At 64.6% G+C, this 20,991-nt stretch carries 18 protein-coding genes; 8 read left to right on the forward strand and 10 right to left on the reverse strand.

What is annotated here, in order from left to right; all coding sequences use genetic code 11:
* Nucleotides 1-527: phosphomethylpyrimidine synthase ThiC (locus Q8M13_RS08490; protein WP_305299358.1), on the forward strand; the 527-nt coding region annotated here is incomplete at its 5' end.
* 129 nt (nt 528-656) lie between these two features.
* Entirely contained in the window at nt 657-1,403 is a 747-nt protein-coding gene (locus tag Q8M13_RS08495) for a pentapeptide repeat-containing protein (protein ID WP_305299359.1), read from the forward strand.
* A 48-nt stretch (nt 1,404-1,451) separates the two neighbouring features.
* Here the strand turns inward: Q8M13_RS08495 and Q8M13_RS08500 are convergent, their stop codons facing one another.
* The 4 genes from Q8M13_RS08500 to Q8M13_RS08515 form a co-directional block, all read right to left on the reverse strand.
* Nucleotides 1,452-1,628 (reverse strand): hypothetical protein, encoded by a 177-nt coding sequence (locus Q8M13_RS08500; protein WP_305299360.1) that lies wholly within the window; start codon nt 1,626-1,628, stop codon nt 1,452-1,454.
* Nucleotides 1,629-1,709: 81 nt separating this feature from the next.
* Nucleotides 1,710-3,743, reverse strand: a complete 2,034-nt coding sequence (locus Q8M13_RS08505) for an ATP-binding protein (RefSeq protein ID WP_305299361.1) — start codon at nt 3,741-3,743, stop codon at nt 1,710-1,712.
* 130 nt (nt 3,744-3,873) lie between these two features.
* On the reverse strand, nt 3,874-4,578 hold the full coding sequence (locus tag Q8M13_RS08510; protein ID WP_305299362.1) for a hypothetical protein: 705 nt from the start codon (nt 4,576-4,578) through the stop codon (nt 3,874-3,876).
* A gap of 231 nt (nt 4,579-4,809) precedes the next feature.
* A complete protein-coding gene (locus tag Q8M13_RS08515; protein ID WP_305299363.1) occupies nt 4,810-5,526 on the reverse strand; it encodes an HAD family hydrolase in 717 nt (238 codons plus the stop codon).
* A 152-nt stretch (nt 5,527-5,678) separates the two neighbouring features.
* Here Q8M13_RS08515 and Q8M13_RS08520 point away from each other — a divergent pair, with 152 nt between their 5' ends.
* A complete protein-coding gene (locus Q8M13_RS08520; RefSeq protein ID WP_305299364.1) occupies nt 5,679-7,466 on the forward strand; it encodes a long-chain-acyl-CoA synthetase in 1,788 nt (595 codons plus the stop codon).
* Here the strand turns inward: Q8M13_RS08520 and Q8M13_RS08525 are convergent.
* Nucleotides 7,463-8,935 carry a sensor histidine kinase gene (locus Q8M13_RS08525; protein WP_305299365.1) on the reverse strand — a complete coding sequence of 491 codons (1,473 nt, stop codon included), beginning with the start codon at nt 8,933-8,935 and terminating at the stop codon, nt 7,463-7,465. The two genes, Q8M13_RS08520 and Q8M13_RS08525, sit on opposite strands and share 4 nt — an antisense overlap.
* Nucleotides 8,936-9,112: 177 nt before the next feature.
* On the opposite strand from Q8M13_RS08525, the gene uvrC reads away from it, so the two are divergent.
* From uvrC to pgsA, 3 genes are read left to right on the forward strand one after another with little or no spacing between them, the layout of a single operon-like run.
* Nucleotides 9,113-10,981: an excinuclease ABC subunit UvrC gene (gene uvrC / locus Q8M13_RS08530; protein ID WP_305299366.1), complete on the forward strand. Its 1,869-nt coding sequence runs from the start codon at nt 9,113-9,115 to the stop codon at nt 10,979-10,981.
* A 43-nt stretch (nt 10,982-11,024) separates the two neighbouring features.
* Nucleotides 11,025-11,300 carry a hypothetical protein gene (locus Q8M13_RS08535; RefSeq protein ID WP_305299367.1) on the forward strand — a complete coding sequence of 92 codons (276 nt, stop codon included), beginning with the start codon at nt 11,025-11,027 and terminating at the stop codon, nt 11,298-11,300.
* Nucleotides 11,301-11,325: 25 nt separating this feature from the next.
* Entirely contained in the window at nt 11,326-11,955 is a 630-nt protein-coding gene (pgsA, locus tag Q8M13_RS08540) for a CDP-diacylglycerol--glycerol-3-phosphate 3-phosphatidyltransferase (protein ID WP_305299368.1), read from the forward strand.
* A 74-nt stretch (nt 11,956-12,029) separates the two neighbouring features.
* Here the strand turns inward: pgsA and Q8M13_RS08545 are convergent, their stop codons facing one another.
* From Q8M13_RS08545 to Q8M13_RS08555, 3 genes are all read right to left on the reverse strand, one after another.
* A complete protein-coding gene (locus tag Q8M13_RS08545; protein WP_305299369.1) occupies nt 12,030-12,647 on the reverse strand; it encodes a glutathione S-transferase family protein in 618 nt (205 codons plus the stop codon).
* Between the two features lie 74 nt (nt 12,648-12,721).
* A complete protein-coding gene (locus Q8M13_RS08550) occupies nt 12,722-13,612 on the reverse strand; it encodes a pirin family protein (RefSeq protein WP_305299370.1) in 891 nt (296 codons plus the stop codon).
* 44 nt (nt 13,613-13,656) lie between these two features.
* Entirely contained in the window at nt 13,657-14,154 is a 498-nt protein-coding gene (locus Q8M13_RS08555; RefSeq protein WP_304808690.1) for an Lrp/AsnC family transcriptional regulator, read from the reverse strand.
* Between the two features lie 141 nt (nt 14,155-14,295).
* Between Q8M13_RS08555 and Q8M13_RS08560 the strand changes: the two genes are divergently transcribed.
* A complete protein-coding gene (locus Q8M13_RS08560) occupies nt 14,296-17,718 on the forward strand; it encodes an indolepyruvate ferredoxin oxidoreductase family protein (protein WP_305299372.1) in 3,423 nt (1,140 codons plus the stop codon).
* Between the two features lie 20 nt (nt 17,719-17,738).
* Here the strand turns inward: Q8M13_RS08560 and Q8M13_RS08565 are convergent, their stop codons facing one another.
* Nucleotides 17,739-18,431, reverse strand: a complete 693-nt coding sequence (locus tag Q8M13_RS08565; RefSeq protein ID WP_305299374.1) for a DUF3313 family protein — start codon at nt 18,429-18,431, stop codon at nt 17,739-17,741.
* Nucleotides 18,432-18,556: 125 nt separating this feature from the next.
* Nucleotides 18,557-19,735 carry a serine hydrolase gene (locus tag Q8M13_RS08570; RefSeq protein ID WP_305299375.1) on the reverse strand — a complete coding sequence of 393 codons (1,179 nt, stop codon included), beginning with the start codon at nt 19,733-19,735 and terminating at the stop codon, nt 18,557-18,559.
* 94 nt (nt 19,736-19,829) lie between these two features.
* Between Q8M13_RS08570 and Q8M13_RS08575 the strand changes: the two genes are divergently transcribed.
* Nucleotides 19,830-20,942, forward strand: a complete 1,113-nt coding sequence (locus Q8M13_RS08575; RefSeq protein ID WP_305299376.1) for an NAD(P)/FAD-dependent oxidoreductase — start codon at nt 19,830-19,832, stop codon at nt 20,940-20,942.
* Nucleotides 20,943-20,991 lie beyond the last annotated feature (49 nt).

A 20,991-nucleotide genomic window follows, 5' to 3' on the forward strand; every position in this document is an offset into this window, starting at 1 on the left:
ACACACTGGGCCCGCTGACCACCGAAATCGCGCCCGGCTACGACCACATCACAAGCGGCATCGGCGCCGACATGATCGGCTGGTACGGCACCGCGATGCTTTGCTACGTGACGCCCAAGGAACACCTGGGCCTCCCCGACCGCGAGGACGTGAAGGAAGGGGTGATCACCTACAAGATCGCCGCCCACGCCGCCGACTTGGCCAAGGGCCACCCTGGCGCGCGAATGTGGGACGACGCGCTCAGTCGCGCTCGGTTCGAGTTCCGTTGGGAGGATCAGTTCAACCTCGGGCTCGATCCGGAAACGGCCCGCGAGTACCACGATGAAAGCCTGCCGAAGGAGGCGTTCAAGACCGCCCACTTCTGCTCGATGTGCGGACCGAAGTTCTGCTCGATGAAGATCAGCCAGGAAATCCGCGAAAGCGCCGCCAAACAGAACGACGTGGCGAGCGCGGGCATGGCGGAGATGAGCGAGAAGTTCCGGGCCGAAGGCGGGGAAATTTACGTCCCCACCGCCGCGAAGGAATAGCCGCCTCACCGCTCACCTCGGTGAGAGCTGGGACCCAAGCTGTCTTTGCGGGTTGCGACCGATTGCGACGCAGGCGCAGTGGATGTTGAGCTTGGGATCCGGTTTCGGCGGGGTGAGCGGAGGGTAGTTATGGCGACGATCGAACTGAAGGCCGGCGGGCGTTTCACCGGCCTTGACCTCTCGGAGGTCGACTGGACCGATCGGGACCTGCTCGATCTCGAACTCACCGACTGCACGATCACCGACGCCCAGTTCTCCGGCGCGATGCTCCAGGGCGCCAGGTTCAAGGCGTGCCGCTTCGTGCGTTGCCGCTTTGCTCACGCCGATCTGCGGGAGGCGGAGTTCGAGGACTGCATCTTCACCGACGACCAGGGGCACGTCGGCGCCCAGTTCGCCTTTTGCCGGATGGACGAGGGGCGTTTCCGTCGGTGCGACATGTCATTCGCGCGCTTTGAGCGCTCGACCCTCTACGGGATCGAGATGGAGGCATGCAATCTGCGCGGCGCGGCCTTTGTGCGGGCCGATTTTGGCCGGGCCTTCGGGCGCAAGGTGGTGAAGTGTTCCGCGGCGCTGAAGGGATGCAATCTCGAGCTTGCCGACCTGACCCAGGTGCGGCTTCCCGATTGCGATCTCAATCGGTCGAACTTCCGCGAGGCGGTTCTGGTAGACGCTGACCTGGAAGGCGCGGACCTGCGGGAGTGCGAGTTCTTTCACGCCCTGACCGTGGGCGTCAAACTGGCCCGCGCCGACCTGCGCGGCGCCGAGGTCAGCGGCCTGAACCTGGCCGAACTGGCCACGTTGGATGGCATGAAAATATCGGTCGACCAGCAATACCGGCTGCTGACCGCCATGGGTCTCGACGTCTACGCCGAGTGAGCCCTAGTCGCGATCGATGCGGACCTTGGCCTGGCTCGGCTCGTCCTTCTAGACCCGCACGGCGACGGCCGCGGTGATCGAGGCCAGGATGGCGGTGATCGCGCCGCACCACTGAAGGGTGTTCATACCCTCGGCGGCGAAACGGCCCACGGCTGCGCTGACGAAGAACACCAAGCCGGCGGTGCCCCATTCGGCGCCCCAGCTCGAAAACAACAGCTTAAGCATGACTACTTCCAACGGATTGCGGCGTGCTGGCGGGGAAGTAGCGGCAATCACATCACGCTGAAATGTGGCATGCGGTCGCCGTCAGGCGGCCGCGGCGACCGCCTGGCGTTCGGCGACGCTTTGCAGCACGCCGAAGAGCTTCGGCGCCTCGATCGGCTTGGCCATATGCAGGTCGGCGCCGGCGGCCAAGCTGGCGTCGCGGTGCTCGGGGAGGGCGTTGGCCGTCAGCATGACGATCGGCGTACGGGCCAGGCCGCGCTGACGCTCCCGCGCGCGGATGGCGCGCACGGCGTCCAAGCCGTCCATGACCGGCATCTGCATGTCCATGAGCACCAGGTCGAACCGCCGGGTCGCGAAGGCGTCGCAAGCTTCCTGGCCGTTCTCGGTGCAAACCAGATCCACGTCGAACTGGGAGAACAGCACCTGCACCACCTTACGGTTGGTGGGGTGGTCGTCAGCGAGAAGCACCCGCAGCGGTCGGTCGGGAACAGTGTCGGAATTAACCTCCGACCGGGCCAGGGGCGTAGCGGCGGTGAGAGCCAGGGGCAGCCGGACGCTGAAGGTCGCCCCTTCGCCCAGGGCGCCATTGGCGTCGATCTCTCCGTCCATCAGATCGACCAGTTGCTTGCAGATGGTCAGGCCCAGGCCTGCCCCGCCATACGAACGCGTCGCCGAGCCGTCACCTTGTTGGAAACGGCCGAACAGCCGGTGCTTTTCCGCAGGATCGAAGCCGACGCCGGTGTCCTGGACGTCGATCCGCCAGCGGCCCTGGCCTTCCGCGCGTACGGCGATGGCGACATAGCCTTCGCTGGTGAACTTCAGCGCGTTGGAGGCGAGGTTGGTCAGGATCTGCTTCACTCGCACGGCGTCGCCGGCGACTGCGGCCTCGGCGGCCGGATCGATATCGATGATGAGGTCCAGGCCCTTGTCGTGCGCCCGGGCCGCGGCCAGGGCGCCGACTGAACGGATTGTGTCGCCCAGGTGGAACGGTTGGCGATCGACCTTCACGACGCCCGTCTCCATGTGGGAGACGTCCAACACGTCGGAGAGCACGCGCTCCAGGGTCTCGCCTGAACCCTGGATGATGCCGACCATTTCGGCTTGGGCCGGGGAGAGCGATGTGCGCCCAAGGGCCGCGGCGATGGCGTTGACGCCGTTCAACGGCGTGCGAATCTCGTGGCTCATATTGGCCAGGAACTGGCTCTGGGTGCGGTGGCTGGCCACGAACTGGTTGGCGGCCCGGCGAATCCTGACGATCATCACGAACCCGACCAGGCCAAACGCCAACAACACCAGTGCGACAGGTAGGGCCGCGGCCCGGGCGAGATCGGCGCCGGGCGTCTTGGGCGACCAACTCAGCACCAGCGGCTGGGCGCCGCCGCTGACCGGCAAGGAAATGTGGGCGCCGTTTCCACCAGTCGGCGGGGCGGCGATCACTGCTTTCAGGCCGTTGAGCTGGAAGCGCTCTTGCAGTTTTGAGAGCGCAGCGGCGTCCATCCGCAGGGCCATGACGATGATCGGCGCGAAGTCGCCCTTAGGCGTGACGAGGCCGAAGTCCGGCTGCACCAGGGTCGCCGAGACCAGATAGACCTTGCCGTCATGCATGATGAAGTCGCTGGCTTGGATCGCGCTGGAGACCAATTGTCGGGGTGCGCCGGCCGGCCGCTGGCCGATCTGGCCGCGCTCGGCCTCGGCATGGCGTACGGCGGCGATCAGGGGGGCGGCGCCGGTGAAGTGGCGATAGTTCGCGGCCGGTGCGGCGTCCTTGTGGAAGCGGCCGTAGATGGGGCGGTTGTCGCCGTCGAGCACGAAGAGCTGCTCGAAGTCCATGTTCTGGGCGAAGTAGTCGTTGAGATTGGCGTCGGCCCAGGCCGGATCGAAACGGTTGTCGAGATTGGCGACGGCCTCGTCCCAATTAGTCTCGGGCAAGATCGAGCGTTCGATCTCCTGGATGCTGGCGGCTAGGCCCCGCCGGACGAGGTCTTCTTCCTGCTTGCGGACGTCGCGATCGACGTGGCTGGCCCAGATCAGCAGGCTCGCCACAAACACGGCCATGGCGCCCAGCGCGAGCCCGATGAGCGGCGCGAGCAATCTAAACTCAGACTCCCGCTGCATGCCTTCGGTCCCGACCGCTACGTTCCTAAGCGGACCCTGATCCAAGGTGGTTAAGGGACAGTGTGGTCGAGCTTCGCCCAACAAAAAGGCGGCCGCGTCGCCGCGACCGCCTTCATGCTGTTCATTTGACCTACGGCGTAGCCGTCGCAGGGGGTTCCGTGGGCGTCGTCGTCGCCGGCTCCTCAATCACGGGGGCCGGTTCGGTCGTCGTCGCCGTGGCCTCGGAAGGCGTCGCCACCATCGGCGGCACAACGATCGCCGACGGAGCGAGCGCTGGAGTCTGGCTCAGCGCCGAGTAAGGGATTGGCGCAGCCGGCGACGTCGCGCTGGCGTCACTGGCGAAGCTAGGGGCAGCCTCCGCCTGGGGAGCCGGTCGTGCGGCTGCGACGCGAGTCGGTGTGGCGGTGCGCGCAGCCGATTTGGCCGCGACCGCGACGGGCTCAGGGGCCATGACGGGCGGCGGGGTTTGAGCCGCGGCGACTTCAACCGGTGCGGCCGTATTCGTCGCCGGCGCTTCGATCGCGGCGGTGGCGGGAACCGGGTCGGTCATGATCGATTGACGAGGCTGCATGGCGAAGTAGGCGACGCCAGCCAGCAGGGCGACGGCGGGCACGCCGACCATCAGCATCGGGGTGAGAGAGCGGCCAGCGGTCTTCTTCTTCGCAGTTCGGGCATAGATCGGGGTGCCGACAAACATCGGCTGTTCCTCAGCGGTCGCCTGCGCCGTGTCGGCGCGCAGCGATTGCTCGCGGGTGGTATCGAATTCCTCCTCATTCCGCGCGAAGTCTTCCGCCGTAAATGAAGATCTAGAAAGGGGTCGGTATTCGGTACTCATCTTACACCTCCCAAATTATTGGTCGGAGGATGAACGAGGTGATCGCCTACATGTTCCAGACTTTTCAAACGGCCATTGTGTAAGGGCCGATTTTTCGTTTGTAGATAAGTGAATGGTGTGTCGACGAGTCCCTCGAAAACGCGAAACTGGCTGACCTATTCTGAACAAATTTTCCGGATGGTGGACTTAATGCTCTAAATTCCGCCATATGCTGGCCGCAATCGGCGACGGTCAGTCGAGGAGTTCCGCGATGGAGCGGACAATCCTGTCGGGCTTGGCGTCGCTGCCGGGCGGCAGGCCTTCGCCAAGATGATCGTGCCAGATGGCGTAGATGCCCAACCGCTGGGGCGCGACGACTTCCCATTCCAGATTGTCGCCGACCATCCAGGTTTCGTCCGGCGTCACTCCCAGCGCCTGCATGGCGTGCAGATAGGCCTTCTCTTCGGGCTTGCCGAAGCCTGCCTCCCCCTCGATCTGCACATGATCGAAAAGACGCGCCAGATCGAAGCGCTCGACCTTGGCGCGCTGCGGTTCGGCCGCGCCATTGGTGACCAGGGCCAGCTTGACGCCCAGGCGCTTGAGTTCCTCGACCGTTTCCAACGCGCCGGGGAAGAACTTGGCCTGCTCCTCGCGATAGGCGTGGAAACGCGCGCCAAAGATTGCGGCGAAGTCCGGCGTCAGCCCCGGCGCATGCCCCGCTAGAGTCTCGAACGCTGCGGCGACGGCCAGCTTGCGCCCCTCCACTAGGTTCTGGCGCCAGTGGGCGGCGCGGACCTCGTCGGCCCAGAAGGCGCGGAAAGTCGCTTCCAGCGCCTCACCGGCCTTCTCGGAGGTAACCGGGCCAAAGCGATCGGGGAATTCCTCGGCCACTGTCTGCAGAATCAGGCGGCGGGAACCGAACGAGATGATGGTCTCGTCGAGGTCGAACAGAATCGCGGTTGGCAGCATGACGTTATCCTAGTCCCGGGTTTGGCGGGTCGCACTGAGTCCTTGGCGCCACGGTTGTCGTGCCTGACGCGGCTGTGACCGGCTGTGTTCATGGCCCAGCTTGACCCGTCCGGGCGGCCGCCGCCAAGGTGGCCCTGCGTCGGAGGGAATGTATGCGTATCAGGGCCCAACTAGAGCGTGATTGGCGTTTCATACGCGGCCTGAATCGCACTTTGAAGCGCGTGAAGTCGATCGCGCCCGCTTCGGATCATCTGGTGTGCGACGACATCCAGGACGCGGTCGAGGAATGGCGCGACCGGCCGGCCCTGACCTTCGAATACAAGACGCTGACCTATGGCGAGATGGACGCCCTGGCCAACCGCTTCGCCCATTGGGCCAAGGGGATCGGCCTGCGCCGCGGCCAGACAGTGGCCTTGTTTATGCCCAACCGCCTGGAATATTTCCCGGTCTGGTATGGCCTTTCCAAGATCGGGGTGGTCACCGCCCTGATCAACAATCAGCTCGCTGGCTCGCCACTCGCCCACTGCCTGAACATCTCGGGCGCGGCTCATGTCATCGTCGATGCTGAGACTTCGCCGGTGTTCGAGCAGGCCAAGGGGCAGCTTGAGCAACCGATGAAGCAGTGGGTGCTGGGCCAGGCGCATGGCGACCAGCGCGACCTGACCCAGGCGCTGAAAAGCTGCAGCCAGTTGCCGCCCGACAAGAGCGTGCGCGACGGCATGGTGGCCAAGGACACGGCGCTGTTGATCTTCACCAGCGGGACGACCGGCCTGCCCAAGGCCGCGCGGGTCACCCATGTGCGCGCCCAGCTCTATATGCGCGGCTTCGCCGGGGCGACCGGCGCGAGCGAGAACGATCGCATCTATGTCGCCCTGCCGCTCTATCACGCGACCGGTGGGCTTTGCGCCCTGGGCGCGGCCTTGCTGAACGGCGGCTCGGTGGTGGTGAAGAAGAAGTTCTCCGCCAGCCACTTCTGGGAAGACGTGGTCGCCGAGAACTGCACGATGTTCGTTTATATCGGCGAGCTCTGCCGCTACCTCGTCAATCACGAGCCGAGCGAGGACGAAGGCCGCCACAAGATTCGCCTGGCCTTCGGCAACGGCCTGCGGGCCGATGTCTGGGCCGAGATGAAGACCCGTTTCCGGATCCCCGAAATCCTGGAGTTCTACGGCTCGACCGAGGGCAACATTTCGATGTTCAACTTCGATGGCCGGACAGGCGCCATCGGACGTTCGCCCAAGTGGCTGCGGGAAAAGGTGAACTACCGCCTGGTGCAGTTCGACGTCGAAAAGGAAGAGCCGATCCGCGGCCTGAACGGGCTGTGCATCGAATGCGGTCCCGGCCAGATCGGCGAGTGCATCGGCAAGATCGGCAACGACGCGCGCAGCGAATATACCGGCTATGTGGACAAGGCCGCGTCGGACAAGAAGATCCTGCGCGACGTTTTCGAAAAGGGCGACGCCTGGTTCCGCTCCGGCGATCTCATGCGTACCGACTCCGACGGGTATTTCTATTTCGTCGATCGGATCGGCGACACCTTCCGCTGGAAGGGTGAGAACGTCTCCACCGGCGAGGTGGCCGAACGACTGCAGGCTATTCCCGGCGTGGTCGAGGCCAATGTCTACGGCGTCGAGGTCGAGGGGACTGACGGCCGGGCCGGCATGGCTGGCGTCGTGGTGGATGACGCGTTCGACATCAAGGCGTTTGGCGAGGCGGTGGGCCGCGATCTGCCGGCCTACGCCCAGCCGGTGTTCGTCCGCATCCTGCCGGCCATCGAGACGACCGGCACCTTCAAGTACCGCAAGATCGACCTGGTCGCCGACGGCTTCGACCCGGCGGCCATCAAGGGCGCGGTGTATTACAAGGAAGGCGCCAAGGGCTATGTGAAGCTCACCAAGCCGGGCTTCGCCAAGATCATGGCGGGCGGAGTGAAGCTCTAACCCGGCAAGGCGAGGGGTTCGCCGCTCTGACCACGGAGTGGAAGGCTGATGCGGCAGACTAGGCCCTTGGGATGGAACTCAAGGGCCGCGACGCCGCCAATTTCCCCTCTGAGGCTGCGCTCGATCAACCGCGAGCCGAAACCACGACGCGCCGGCGTCTGGACGACAGGCCCGCCGCGTTCGCTCCAGGTCAAGTCGAGCCGTCCCTGCTCGGTGGTCCAGCGAACGCTGACGCAACCTTCCGAACAGGATAGCGCGCCATATTTGGCCGCATTGGTGGTGAGTTCGTGGAATAGCAGTCCAAGGGTGAGGGCTTCGTTGGCCGATAGCGCTACGTCGGGACCTTCGAACTCATAGCGCTCTGGGCCGTAGGGGCCAAACTCGATGGCCAGCACGTCTCGAAGCTGCGCGCCCCGCCAATTGGACGCTGTCAGGATGTCGTGCGTCGCCGAGAGCGCGAGGATCCGCGCCTCGAACGTCTGGCGGAATGCTTCGGGGTCGGGATTGCTTCGCAAAGTCTGGGCGGCGATCGATTGCACATTGGCGAGGGTGTTCTTCACCCGATGGTTCAGCTCATCCAGCAACAGCTTCTGCTGGCGCTCGGCTAGGATCCGGTCGGTGACGTCCGCGCCTTCGACGAATACGCCGATGCATGTCCCGTCGGCCCCCAAGATGGGCTGATAGATGAAGTCGAGATACCGTTGCTCGAGCGCAGCATCGGGCGTGCGCTGCAATCGGACCCCGATTGAGCGGCCGATGAAGGGCTCGCGCTCGGACATGACGGTCTTCAAGAGCGAGACAAAGCCTTGGTTGCCCACCTCCGGCAGCGCATCGCGGACCGGAAGACCGATGACCGGCCGGTGACCGATCAGTTGCTGATAGGCGTGATTGGCCAAGGTGAAGGTCAGCTCGTCGCCCATCAACACGGCCATGAAGCCGGGCGCCTGCATGAACAGATCTCGCAGCTGCGAGCTATCCTGCAGCAGGAAGTTGTTGGCGCGCTGCAATTCCTCGGCGCGCTGAATGAGCGTCGCCTCGGCCGGCTCGGGCAGGCCGCCGCCATAGGCCATCTGCTTCAGACGATGCAGCTCGGTGACGTCCACGGTATTCTGGACGATGAAGGCCACCTCGCCGTCCCCATCCAGCAAGGGGGTGTGAACCGCCGACCAGTAGCGAAGCTCCAGCTCGCCTCCTCGATTCTCGGGCCGTGCGATCGCGTAGGGGATTAGGGCGATTGAATCGGATTTGCCTGTCGAGATCACCCGTTCAAAGGACGCCCGCAAAAGGCGTCCGCCATCGCCCGCATCAGGAAATATCTCGAATAGTGCATGACCGAGCAGCTCCTCGCGCGGGCGCTCGACCGCCGCTTCATAGGCGGCGTTCACTTCGACGAACCTCAGTTCGCGGTCGAGGATCATGTAGGGGCTAGGAAGCGCCCCAAAGAGGGCGTGAAAATCTACATTTCGCACAGGCGCGGTCCCCGGCCTGGCGTCGTTACGGGCGCGCCGGCAAATCGAACTTCAACGATCCACATAACTGCGGTCGTCCCCCCCTTCAGCTCAAGCGGACCAAACGTCGCGGTCGTATTGCGGTTCCGCTTGTTCAGGAGGCCTGCGCGGGGCTCCGGACTCACCTATATTCGCCCCATGCCGACCGACGCGACACTTGAGGCGCCCTTGCAGGGCGCGGCCCTGATCAAGGACGAAGTCCGACGCCTGCCCGATGCGCCCGGCGTCTATCGGATGATGGGCGAGGACGGCGAGGTCCTCTATGTCGGCAAGGCGCGCAGCCTCAAGAAGCGCGTGCTGCAATATGCGCAGGGCCGGTTCCACACCCAGCGCATCGCCCTGATGGTGGACCTGACGCGGTCCATGGAGTTCGTCACGGTCCGCACCGAGACCGATGCTTTGCTGCTTGAGATCAACCTGATCAAGCAGCTCAAGCCGCGCTTCAACGTGCTGCTGCGCGACGACAAGAGTTTCCCCGAGATCGTCATTCGGCGCGAACATCCGGCTGCGCAGCTTCGTAAACATCGCGGGGCGCATACGATCAAGGGCGACTATTTCGGCCCGTTCGCCTCGGCTCATTCGGTCAATAAGACGCTGAATACGCTTCAGAAGGCGTTCCTGTTGCGGTCGTGCTCGGACAGTGTCTACGAAAGCCGCACCCGGCCCTGCATGCTGCACCAGATCAAGCGCTGCGCCGCGCCCTGCACCGGACTGATCAGCATCGAAGACTATGCGGGGCTGGTCGAGCAGGCCGAGGACTTCCTGCGCGGCAAGAGCCGGGCGGTGATGGCGAAGATGTCCACGGAGATGCAGGCGGCCTCCGACGACATGGAGTTCGAGCAGGCCGCGCGCATCCGCGACCGGATCCGGGCGCTGGCCTCGGTCGCGCAGGAACAGCAGATCAATCCAGAAACTCTGGAAGAAGCCGACGTCTTCGCCCTGCACGCCGAGGGCGGCCAGGCGTGCGTGCAGGTGTTCTTCTTCCGCGCAGGCCAGAACTGGGGCAACCGCGCCTACTTCCCGCGTGTCGACAAGAGCGATGAGGACGCCGAGGTGATGAGCGCGTTCCTGGGCCAGTTCTATGACGACAAGCCGATCCCGAAGCTGATCCTCGCCAATATCGAGCCCTCCGAGTGCGAATTGTTGTCGGAGGCCTTCGCTCTGAAGGCCGGCCGCAAGGTCGAGATCAACCAGCCCAAGCGTGGCGAGAAGGCGCAGCTGGTCGATCACGCCCTGACCAACGCCCGCGAGGCGCTCGGTCGGAAGATGTCGGAAAGCTCAGCCCAGACCAAACTTCTGGCCGGGGTTTGCGAGGCCTTCGGCCTGGACGCCCCGCCCGAGCGGATCGAGGTCTATGACAACGCGCACATCATGGGGACCAATGCGGTTGGCGGCATGATCGTCGCCGGGCCAGAAGGCTTCCAGAAGAGCCAGTACCGCAAGTTCAACATCAAGGGGACAGACCTCACCCCCGGTGACGACTACGGGATGATGAAGGAGGTCATGCGCCGCCGCTTCGGTCGCTTGGTGAAGGAAGAGGAAGCCGGGGAGGTGGCCGTGCGTCCCGACCTGGTGCTGGTGGACGGCGGCGTCGGGCAACTGGCGGCGACGCTGGAGATATTGGCCGACCTGGGTGTCGATGACATCGCCGTGGTGGGCGTCGCCAAGGGGCCTGATCGCGACGCCGGCCTCGAACGGTTCTTTATCGAGGGCAAGCCGCCCTTCATGCTCGAGCCGAAATCGCCGGTTCTCTATTACTTGCAGCGCCTGCGCGACGAGGCCCACCGCTTCGCCAATGGCAGCCACCGGACCCGGCGTTCGATGGACATCAAGAAGAACCCGCTGGACGAGATCGAGGGCGTCGGCCCGGGGCGCAAGCGCGCCTTGCTGCACGCCTATGGCTCGGCGCGAGGCGTCTCCCGGGCCTCGGTCGATGATCTGGCCAAGGTCGACGGTGTCAGCGAGGCGCTGGCTCAGCGGATTTTCGATTTCTTCCGCAAAAGCTGAGGTCGAGCTAGAGTTCAGCCTGACGCTTCGCCAGGAGACACCGATGCACCGCCTCGTTCTCACTCTATCGGCGCTCGCCGCCCTGACGCCCGCTGTCGGCCACGCCAGTTCGCCGGCCGCCTGGGTTGAGTTCACGACCGATGTCCGCGCCAAGTGCCTCACCGCGGCCCAGGCCCAGGGCATGAAGTCGCCGGAGGTAATCGTCCATCCCGTTGGAACCGAAGCCTACGGAATCGCAGTGCTTCGTGAAGGCGCCGACAAGCGAATCTGCGTCTATGGCAAGCAATCGAAAAAGGTGGAGCTGACGCCGGCCACCTGAATCCGTTCCGCGCGTTAGGACCGCCATGAAAGCTCTACCGAATATCGTGACCTCGCTGCGGCTGGTCCTGACGCTCTTTGTGTTCGTGGCGCTCGCCGCCGCGTCGGGCGCGGTGCCCTATGTCAGCGAGCGGCTGACCGTCGAGGCGCAGTTCGCCCTGCAACGCTGGGCTTTCTGGTCGTTCGTGATCGCGGCCGTGACCGACTTCGTCGACGGTTGGCTGGCGCGCAAGCTGGACGCAGTGACTGTCTGGGGCGCGATCCTCGACCCTATCGGCGACAAGGTTCTGGTGTGCGGCGCCATCCTCGGCCTGATGTCGATCGGGGGCCAGCCGATGGTGGTGCTGCCGGCCGGGCTGATGCTGTTCCGCGAGTTCACGGTCAGCGCCCTGCGCGAAGTTGGGGCCGGCCGGGGCGTGAAGCTACCCGTCACCATGCTGGCCAAGTGGAAGACGACGCTGCAACTCACGGCGCTGTCGGCCGAATTGCTGGTAGCCTCGTGGGGAGCGTTCAACCTGCCGACAGATCCCGCCGTCCAGGTGCCCGCGACCTATATCGCCCACACCCTGATGTGGCTGGCCACGGTGGTGACACTGATCACCGGCGCCCAGTATTGGGAACAGACCCGCAAGGCGCTGCAGGCGCAGGGCGTCTAAAATTCCTCTCCCTCGGAGAGGTTAGGTGAGGGGGCGGCGCGTAGCTACGCATCGCCTCCCCACGTCGCTGAAGCCTAGGCTGGGGTTTTCTCGGCCGCGCGGGCCGTGACGCGGTCGAACCAGGCGGCGATATTCTTGTTGTCGGGGTTCAGCGGTTGGCCCACCTGCGTGCCGAACTGCAGGAAGCAGAACAGCATGATGTCCGCCAGGGTGAAGCGATCGCCGGCGAGCCAGGTGCGGCCGCTCATCAGGCCGTCCAGCCAGGTCAGCTTTTCCTGCGCCAGTTCCTTCAGATCCCCAGCGGCGTGTGGGATGGTCCGCATGCGGCTCTGGAACAGCGGCAGGCCCTCTGCGTAGCGGAATCCGCTGGTCAGCGGCTCGCAGATGTTGAGATCGACGCGGCGGACCCACATGCGGGTCTCGGCGCGCTCTTCCGGCGTCGTGCCGATCAGCGGCGGGCTTGGATACTTCTCGTCGAGATATTCGCAGATGGCGGTGATCTCGGCCAGATGCGACCCATCATCCAGTTCAAGGCAGGGAAGCTGGCCGGCCGGGTTTTTGGCCACGTAGGGCGCCTGGCGGTTTTCGCCGCCCATCAGGTCGACCTTCTCGACCGGAATCTCCACGCCCTTTTCAGCTAGGAACATGGCCACGACCGCCGGATTGGGGCCCATCGAAGAATAGAGTCTCATGCCGTCCTCCCAGGACTTCTGTTTGGACGGCATATCGCCTGCTTTACCCTGCGGCCATCAAGTCCGTTTCGCGCTTACGACATCGGATTGGCGGGCGGTGACGGCTCGGGCAGCGGGATGAATTCCTGGTCGTCGGCGTCGGGCAGTTTCATTCGTCCGGCCCGCCAATCGGCCTTGGCCTGTTCCAGACGGTCCTTGGACGAGGACACGAAGTTCCAGTCGATGAAGCGAGGACCAATCGGTTCGCCGCCAAGCAGCATGACGACGGCGTCACTGACCGCGGTGAACAGCACCGGCTCGCCCGGGAGGAAGACCATCATCTGGCCCTCGTGGTGCTGGCGCCCGTCGACCTCGACGAGGCCTTGGGCGACGTAGGCCGCGCGCTCAGGATACTCGGCCGGGAGCTGCGCCTGGGCGCCGGCATTCAGATGCCAGTGAACATAGAACATGGGCGAGTGGGTCTTCACCGGCGACTTGGCGCCGAAGGCCTCGCCGGCGATCAGCCGCGCCCACATGCCGTTTTCCTCGTGGGTCGGGAGGACTTCCGGAGCGTAGTGGTCGAACGAGGGCGCCATCTCCTCGTCTTCCACCGGCAGGGCGATCCAGGTCTGGATGCCGTTCATCCGCCCGCCGTGCTCACGCAGGGTTTCGAAGCGCTCCGAGTGGGTGATTCCGCGCCCTGCGGTCATCCAGTTCACCTCGCCGGGACGAATAGGCTGGGTGACCCCGACGGAGTCGCGGTGGGTCATCTCACCTTCGAAAAGGTAGGACAGCGTCGAAAGGCCGATGTGGGGGTGGGGGCGGACATCGACCTCGCGCCCGAACCCGGCCTGAAAGTCAGCCGGGCCCATGTGGTCGAAGAAAATGAACGGCCCGATCATCCGCCGCTTGGCATAGGGCAGCACGCGCCCGACCTCGAACCCGCCGAGGTCTTTGCGCCGTTGGTCGATGACAAGTTCGATCATTTTTCACCTCCGCGCGTTTGCTCGGTAGGGAGCAAATCTGGAGGCTAGCCTTGCGCGCTCACATAGGGGCTGACAAGGCCGAGAGGTGCGGCGGTGGTATGCTTCACCGAACGGATGACGATGCGGCTTTCGATATTCGACACCAGTCCCAGCGAGAGGATCTTTTCGCGCAGGAAATCGTCGAAGGCGTGCATGTCGCGCGTAACGACCCGCAGCTCGTAGTCGGCCGAGCCGGTGACGGTCGCGCATTGCACGACTTCCGGCAGCTTGGTGATCGCCGTTTCGAAGGCGTCGAGATTGTCCTTGGTCGGCAGGCTGAGCTTGACGGTGCAATAGACTTCGAAGCCGAGACCCAGCAGGTCGCGGTCCAGGATGGTCACCCGGCGTTGGATGATGCCGGAATCCTCAAGTCTCTTGATACGCCGCCAGCAGGGGCTGGAGGACAAACCGACCCGTTCAGCGATCTCGGCGACCGACAATCCAGCGTCATGCTGGATAAGGTCCAGAATCTTGGCATCGACCGCGTCGAGGGCCTCGGGCAATTTTTCCTCCATCAAACGGCGGTTATCGGCGTTATTCTTGCCCCGAAATGCAATGTGGGGGGCATGTCTTTGGCAAGCAATTCCATCGTGCTTATATGATCTTCTATAGCCATTAGGGAGCCAAAAAGGAAAGATATTGCTATGCGGCACGTTGATGTGACGCTCGACGACAAATTCCTGCTCACGGAAGGTCGAGTCTTCATCACCGGGGTGCAAGCGCTCCTCCGCGTGATGCTAGACCAGCACCGCCTCGACAAGGCGGCAGGCCTCAACACGGCTGGCTTCGTCTCGGGTTATCGCGGCTCTCCGCTGGGCGGCTTGGATCAGCAGGCCCATCGATTCGAGAAATTTCTCCAGGACGCCGGCGTGGTGTTCAAGGAAGGCCTTAACGAGGACCTCGCCGCGACCGCCGTCTGGGGCAGTCAGCAGGCCAATCTCTTCCCCGGCGCCAAGTTCGATGGCGTCACCGGCATGTGGTACGGCAAGGCCCCTGGCGTCGACCGCACGGGCGATGCTTTCAAGCACGCCAATTTCGCCGGGACCTGGGCCAAGGGCGGCGTCCTGGCGGTGGCCGGCGATGACCACAACTGCAAATCCTCGACCCTTCCGTCACAGTCGGAATACGCCTTCCAGGATTTCGAGATGCCGGTGCTGTCGCCGGCCGACGTTCAGGAGGTGCTCGACTACGGCCTGATGGGCATCGCCATGTCGCGGTTCTCAGGCCTGTGGGTCGGGCTGATCGCCTTGGCCGATACCATGGACAGCGGCGTGACCATCGATGTCTCCATCGACCGCCACCAGATCGTTGTCCCGACCAATTTCAACATTCCGGCCGGCGGCCTCGGCATTCGCCTGAAGGATCAGCCGCTCGACAAGGAGCGGCGGCTTCGCAATTTCAAGATCCCCGCCGCCCTGGCGTTCGCCCGCGCCAACAAGATCGACCGGGTGATGTTGGGTTCGGCGCGCCCGCGCCTGGGCATCGTCTGCCAGGGCCAAGCCTACAAGGACGTGATCGAGGCCTTCGCGGCCATGGGCATCTCGGCGAAGGAGGCCTCCGACCTTGGCGTGGCGATCTACAAGGTCGGCATGCCCTGGCCGCTGGAGCCGACCGGCCTTCGGTCATTCGCGGCGGGTCTCGAGACCATGATGGTGATCGAGCACAAGCGGCCGCTGATCGAGGTGCAGGCTCGCGCTGCGCTCTATGACCTGCCGGCCCATGCGCGGCCCCGCATCATCGGCAAGACAGACGAACAGGGCCATTCGCTGCTGTCGGAACTGGGTTCTTTGTCGGTGGCGGAGGTGGCGCTGGCGATAGCCGATCGGTTGCCGCCCGGCCCGCACATGGAGCGGGTCCATGACTATCTCAGCCGGGTTTCGGCCGCTTCGATGGCGGCTGTCACCCTGGCGGCCGAACAGCAGCGCAAGCCGTTCTTCTGCTCAGGCTGCCCGCACAATTCCTCGACCCGCTTGCCCGAGGGCTCGCGCGCGCTGGCCGGGATCGGTTGCCACTACATGGCCAGCTTCTCCGATCCGCAGACCGACCTGAACAGCCATATGGGGGGCGAGGGCCTGAGTTGGGTCGGGGCCGCGCCCTTCACGACCGAGCCGCATGTGTTCGTGAACCTGGGCGACGGCACCTATTATCTCTCAGGTTCGCTGGCGATCCGCGCGTCGGTCGCGGCCAATTCCCACGTCACCTATAAGCTGCTGTTCAACGACGCGGTCGCCATGACGGGCGGCCAGGCGGCCGAGAGCGGCTTCACCCCGGCTCAGATCACCCGCCAGCTCGCCTCCGAAGGCGTGGCCAAGACGGTGATCGTCGCCGACGACCCGAGTCGCTACGACGGCGTCAACGACTTGGCGCCCGGCGTGGAGGTTCGGCCGCGCGCGGACCTCATCACCGTCCAGAAAGAACTGCGCGACACGCCTGGCACGACCGTCATGCTCTATGACCAAGTGTGCGCTACAGAGAAGCGCCGCCGCCGCAAGCGCGGCAAGATGGAGACCGCGACCAAGCGGGTCTTCATCAACCCCTTGGTCTGCGAGGGCTGCGGCGACTGCTCCAAGAAGTCGAACTGCGTGTCGATCGAGCCGCTGAACACCGAATTTGGTCGTAAGCGGAAGATCAACCAGTCGAGCTGCAACACCGACTATTCGTGCCTCGAAGGCTTCTGCCCTTCCTTCGTCACCATCGAGGGCGGCGAGAACGCTCAGGCGAAGTCGCTGCCGGCCCTGACCGCCGATTCCACCCCGCTGCCGACCTTCGAGCCGCTGGAAGGTGTACGCAACATCGTCTTTACGGGCATTGGCGGGACGGGCGTAACCACGGTTGCATCGATCCTCGCCATGGCCGCTCACGTCGATGGCCGCGCCTCCTCGGTGGTCGACATGACCGGCCTGGCCCAGAAGGGCGGAGCGGTCTTCTCCCACGTCCGCATCGGCGAGACCGAGGAGACGGTGGTCGGCGGACGCGTGCCAGCGGCCTCGGCCCATGTGCTGATCGCCTGCGATATTCTGTCGGCGGCCGGCGCGGACGCCCTGGCGCTCTACGCCAAGGACCGGACGGTGGCGGTGGGCAACGAAGACTTCGCCCCGACAGCCGACTTCGTCACCGACCGCGACGTGCGTTTCGACTCCGGCTCGATGGCGCGACGGATCAAGGCGGCCAGCAAGTCCTATGACGAATGCCCGGCCCATCATTTGGCGGAGACCAACTTCGGCGACGCCATCTACGCCAACATGATCATGGTCGGCTTCGCCTGGCAGAAGGGGTTGGTCCCGCTTTCCAGCCGCGCCGTCTATCGGGCGATCCGGCTGAACGGCGTGCAGGCCGATGCGAACCTGCAAGCCTTTGAATTGGGACGCCGCGTGGCGCACGATCCGTCGCTGCGTGGTCCGGCCGAGGCCGATGTGCCGACGCCGGAAACCATGCCCCTGGCTGAACTGATCGCTCATCGCGGCCGCGAACTCACCGCCTATCAGAACGGCGCCTACGCCAAGCGATATCTTGACAAGGTCGCCAAGGTGGCCTCGGCCGAGGCGATCTATGGGACCGAAACGCTCACCCGCGCGGTGGCGACCAATCTCTACAAGCTGATGGCCTACAAGGACGAATACGAGGTCGCTCGACTCTATACGGACGGCCGTTTCGCCGCCGAGCGCAACGGGACCTTCAAGGGCGGCAAGACCAAGGTCTGGCTGGCTCCTCCGCTGCTTGCGCCCAAGGATGCCGACGGCAAGCCGAGGAAGATCGAGTTCGGCGGCTGGATGCTGGACGCAGCCTTCCCACTGCTCGCCAAGATGAAGGGCCTTCGTGGCACCCCGCTCGACATCTTCGGTGCGAGCGAGGAGCGGAAAATGGAGCGCGATCTGATCGCCGACTACGAGGCTGGCCTCGATAGGCTGCTTGGGGGGCTGACTGCGGAAAATCTGCCGCTGGCCGTCGAGCTCGCGTCAGTTCCGCAGGGCGTGCGCGGCTTCGGCCACATTAAGGAGGCCTCGGTCAAGGTCGCCAAGGCCGATGAAGCCAAGCTGTGGGCGAAGTGGGAGAAGGCGCCCGGTTAGGGGCGCCTCTCACCGCTGGTTTAGGAGCCGCCGGGAATTGGCGACATCGCCTTCAGTTCGGCCAGGCCGTTGATGCTGATTTTCGCCCAGTTGCGGAACATTTCCTCGAAGTCCGAGCGGTTGGTCACGCTGTTGCGGATGTAGGGGCCGGCATCGCCGGCTATCCGGCTGTCGACGGCGCGACCAAGCAGGGCGCCGGTCTCGGAGTCGCGAGCTTCAAGGATGAGGGTCGCCGAACCGGCGTCGCGGCTGTAGGTCCTGGAGCGTTGCGCCGTTCTCAGATCGGGCGCGGAAACGTAAAGATTGGCGACGCCGGTGCGCAGGCGCAGCACGTCGGGGCCGGGAGTCGTGACGACCTGATACCCCGCATCGGTATAGGCCTTTGTGAATATCTCTTCGAACCCGGTCCGCGCCTTGTCGAGCATCTTCTGGGCGTCGGAGCTGCTGATCCTGTTTTCCAGCCCCATGGAGTCAGCGTTGTAGTCGCGGACCCAGTTCTTCCGGAATGCGACCTCGGTCGGATCAAGCATCACCTTGGTGTAGGTGCGAAAATCCGCGCCCGGCAGCAGGTAGACGGCGTCCATGCGTTTGGACGGGACCTTGGTCAGGCCATCCCAGCTCGCCGGCGCGGCGGCGGGAGCGGAGAACGCCGGCGGCGCGGCGGTTCCGATGACACAAAGGGCGGCGCAGATCGCGATCAGGCGATGGGACATGGCGAAACTCCTTGGCAAACCTCTTGCCGGTTTCGCTCATCGTGAGCTTGTCCCTAACCTCCTCCTATCAGTCGAAACCCGCATGCGTCGTCTCCAGGGTCTGGAGCTGAGCCGCAGGGAAGTCGCTAACGCGCCGCCGTCCTGATTGCGGCGGTCAAGCTGTCCCGGGCTGCGTTGAGTTCCTGAGTGTCGGCCGCCGGCCAGGCGGAGTTTATGGCGATCACCAGTTTGTCGTCCGGAAAGGTCGTAATCGACTGGCCGAAAATGCCGAGCGCCTCATAGGCCTTGGCCTTCGGGTTGATCCACCAGAAGTATCCGTAGCCGCCAGCCTCGGGATGGGCCGGATCTACAAGGATGTGCGAGGATGTGGCTTCCTTGGTCCAGGTCTCCGGCACGACCTGTTTGCCGCCGGCCTTGCCGCCGCCCAGCATGAACATGCCGACCCGGCCATAGTCGCGCAGGGTCATGGACATACAGCAGCCGCCGCGTTCGTGCCCGGCCACATCCTCAACCCAGATCGCGTCCTGCTCCATCCCGAACGGCGCCCAGATCTTCTCGGACAGGTATTGCGACAGAGGTTTTCCGACAGCGTTGGAGACCAACACGCCGACCAAGTCGGTCTCGCCCGTCGAGTAGTTGAACTTGGTCCCAGGCGTCACGGCGCGCGGCAGGCGCCGCATGTAGCTGACGACCGGATTGACCCCCGGTTCGATGATCGAGAGCCCGACCTTGGCGACGTCGGAATTAAGGTCGGTATAGTCCTCGTTCCACTTCACGCCGGAGGTCATGGTGATGAGCTGGCCGACCGTCACGCCGTCATATCCGCCGCCCTTCAGCTCCGGAATATAGGTGGTCACCGGATCATTGAGGCTCTTGATGTAGCCGTCCTGAATCGCGGCGCCGACCAGGGTCGAGGTCAGCGACTTGGCCACCGAGAACGAGGTCCAGCGGTCGCTTGGCCCGCGCTCCAAGCCATAGCGTTCCATGATGACCTTGCCGTCTTTGATCACCAGCAGGCCCGAGACCCGATAGGCGGCCATGAAGTCATCGACGCTCATCTGCTTGCCGTCGATGGTCACCTTAGGCTCGATGGGCGCGCCGGCGGGTAGGGGGAAAACACTTGGGCCGCGCGGCACGACCTTGTGCGCGGCCAGCTTTTCCATGGTTTTGTAGCCTTCCTTCTGCTGGTCCGGGGACCACATCAGGATCGAGGCGCCCATCGAAGGCGGGGGCTGCTGCGCCAACGCCGTGGCCGGCAGCAGCGTCGCCGCCATGGCGGCCATGGCCAGTTTCATCCTCAGCATCCGGTCGTCTCCCCGCGTCGTTCTTATGATTGCGGTCAAGCTAGGCCGGCGTCGATGGTTTGCATACCGCCGTCGTTCAGCTACGCCAGGAGCCATGGCGGATTTCGATTTCGACGCGGTTGTAGTGGGGGCGGGGGCTGTCGGCCTAGCCTGCGGGTATGCGCTATCGACGCGCGGCCTGGTCGTGGCGGTGCTGGAGGCCGGGCCGATCATCGGAGAGGGCGTTTCGGCGCGCAACTCCGAGGTTATCCATGGCGGGCTCTACTATCCCACCGGCTCGTTGAAGGCCCGGCTGTGCGTGACAGGGCGCCGCGCGCTCTACGCCTTCCTCGACAGTCACAAGGTTGCCTACGATCGCTGCGGCAAGCTCGTGGTGGCGACCAATTTGGAGGAGGTCGGCCGCCTCGACGGCATTCTCGAGCAGGCGCAGACCAATGACGTCGAGGGCATGGCCCACCTGACCAAGGCCCAGGCCTTAGCGATGGAGCCGGAGCTAGCCTGCGAAGGCGCGCTGATCTCGCCGCAGAGCGGGGTGTTCGACAGTCACGGCTACATGCTGGCGCTGCAGGGCGAGATTGAAGCGGCCGGCGGGGCGGTGGTGACCTCCACGCCGTTCGAGGGCGCGACGCCGCTGGACGGCGGCGGTTTCTCAATTCGCGCCGGCGGCGCCGAGCCAACGACATTGACCGCTCGAATTCTAGTGACTGCGCCGGGACTTTCCGCTCAGGCGGTCGCCGCGGAGATCGAAGGGTTCCCCAAGGAAACCATTCCGTCGCTCCACTACGGCAAGGGCGTCTACTTCCGACTGAGCGGCAAGGCGCCGTTCGCACGGCTGATCTATCCGCCGCCGATCCCAGGCGCATTGGGCACCCACTATCGGCGCGATCTTGGCGGCCAGGCGGTGTTCGGTCCGGATCTGCAGTTCGTCGATGAGATCGACTACAGCGTCGATCCGGCCCGTGCGGGCGAGTTCTACAGTTACATCCGCAAGTTCTGGCCGGGTTTGCCCGATGGCGCATTGGCGCCTGACTACGCCGGCATCCGGCCCAAGCTGCATGGCCCCGGCGAGCCGCAGCCCGATTTCCGCATCGACGGACCGCAAGCGCACGGGATGGCCGGCCTTGTCACCTTGTTCGGCATAGAGAGCCCCGGCCTGACATCCTCGCTGGCGATTGGCGAAGAGGTTGCTGGGCGTTTGGGGCTGTAGACTCAAAAATCGTCATCCGCCGGGCAGCCGCAGGCTGATCCGGGGGACC

It is taken from the genome of Phenylobacterium sp. (assembly GCF_030681155.1).
In the GTDB taxonomy this organism is placed as follows: Bacteria; Pseudomonadota; Alphaproteobacteria; order Caulobacterales; family Caulobacteraceae; genus Phenylobacterium.

Coding starts and splice junctions, on each gene's coding strand:
- Q8M13_RS08495 (WP_305299359.1), top strand. CDS start 657: ATGGCGACGATCGAACTGAAGGCCGGCGGGCGTTTCACCGGCCTTGAC.
- Q8M13_RS08500 (WP_305299360.1), bottom strand. CDS start 1,628: ATGCTTAAGCTGTTGTTTTCGAGCTGGGGCGCCGAATGGGGCACCGCC.
- Q8M13_RS08505 (WP_305299361.1), bottom strand. CDS start 3,743: ATGCAGCGGGAGTCTGAGTTTAGATTGCTCGCGCCGCTCATCGGGCTC.
- Q8M13_RS08510 (WP_305299362.1), bottom strand. CDS start 4,578: ATGAGTACCGAATACCGACCCCTTTCTAGATCTTCATTTACGGCGGAA.
- Q8M13_RS08515 (WP_305299363.1), bottom strand. CDS start 5,526: ATGCTGCCAACCGCGATTCTGTTCGACCTCGACGAGACCATCATCTCG.
- Q8M13_RS08520 (WP_305299364.1), top strand. CDS start 5,679: ATGCGTATCAGGGCCCAACTAGAGCGTGATTGGCGTTTCATACGCGGC.
- uvrC (WP_305299366.1), top strand. CDS start 9,113: ATGCCGACCGACGCGACACTTGAGGCGCCCTTGCAGGGCGCGGCCCTG.
- Q8M13_RS08535 (WP_305299367.1), top strand. CDS start 11,025: ATGCACCGCCTCGTTCTCACTCTATCGGCGCTCGCCGCCCTGACGCCC.
- pgsA (WP_305299368.1), top strand. CDS start 11,326: ATGAAAGCTCTACCGAATATCGTGACCTCGCTGCGGCTGGTCCTGACG.
- Q8M13_RS08545 (WP_305299369.1), bottom strand. CDS start 12,647: ATGAGACTCTATTCTTCGATGGGCCCCAATCCGGCGGTCGTGGCCATG.
- Q8M13_RS08550 (WP_305299370.1), bottom strand. CDS start 13,612: ATGATCGAACTTGTCATCGACCAACGGCGCAAAGACCTCGGCGGGTTC.
- Q8M13_RS08560 (WP_305299372.1), top strand. CDS start 14,296: ATGCGGCACGTTGATGTGACGCTCGACGACAAATTCCTGCTCACGGAA.
- Q8M13_RS08565 (WP_305299374.1), bottom strand. CDS start 18,431: ATGTCCCATCGCCTGATCGCGATCTGCGCCGCCCTTTGTGTCATCGGA.
- Q8M13_RS08570 (WP_305299375.1), bottom strand. CDS start 19,735: ATGCTGAGGATGAAACTGGCCATGGCCGCCATGGCGGCGACGCTGCTG.
- Q8M13_RS08575 (WP_305299376.1), top strand. CDS start 19,830: ATGGCGGATTTCGATTTCGACGCGGTTGTAGTGGGGGCGGGGGCTGTC.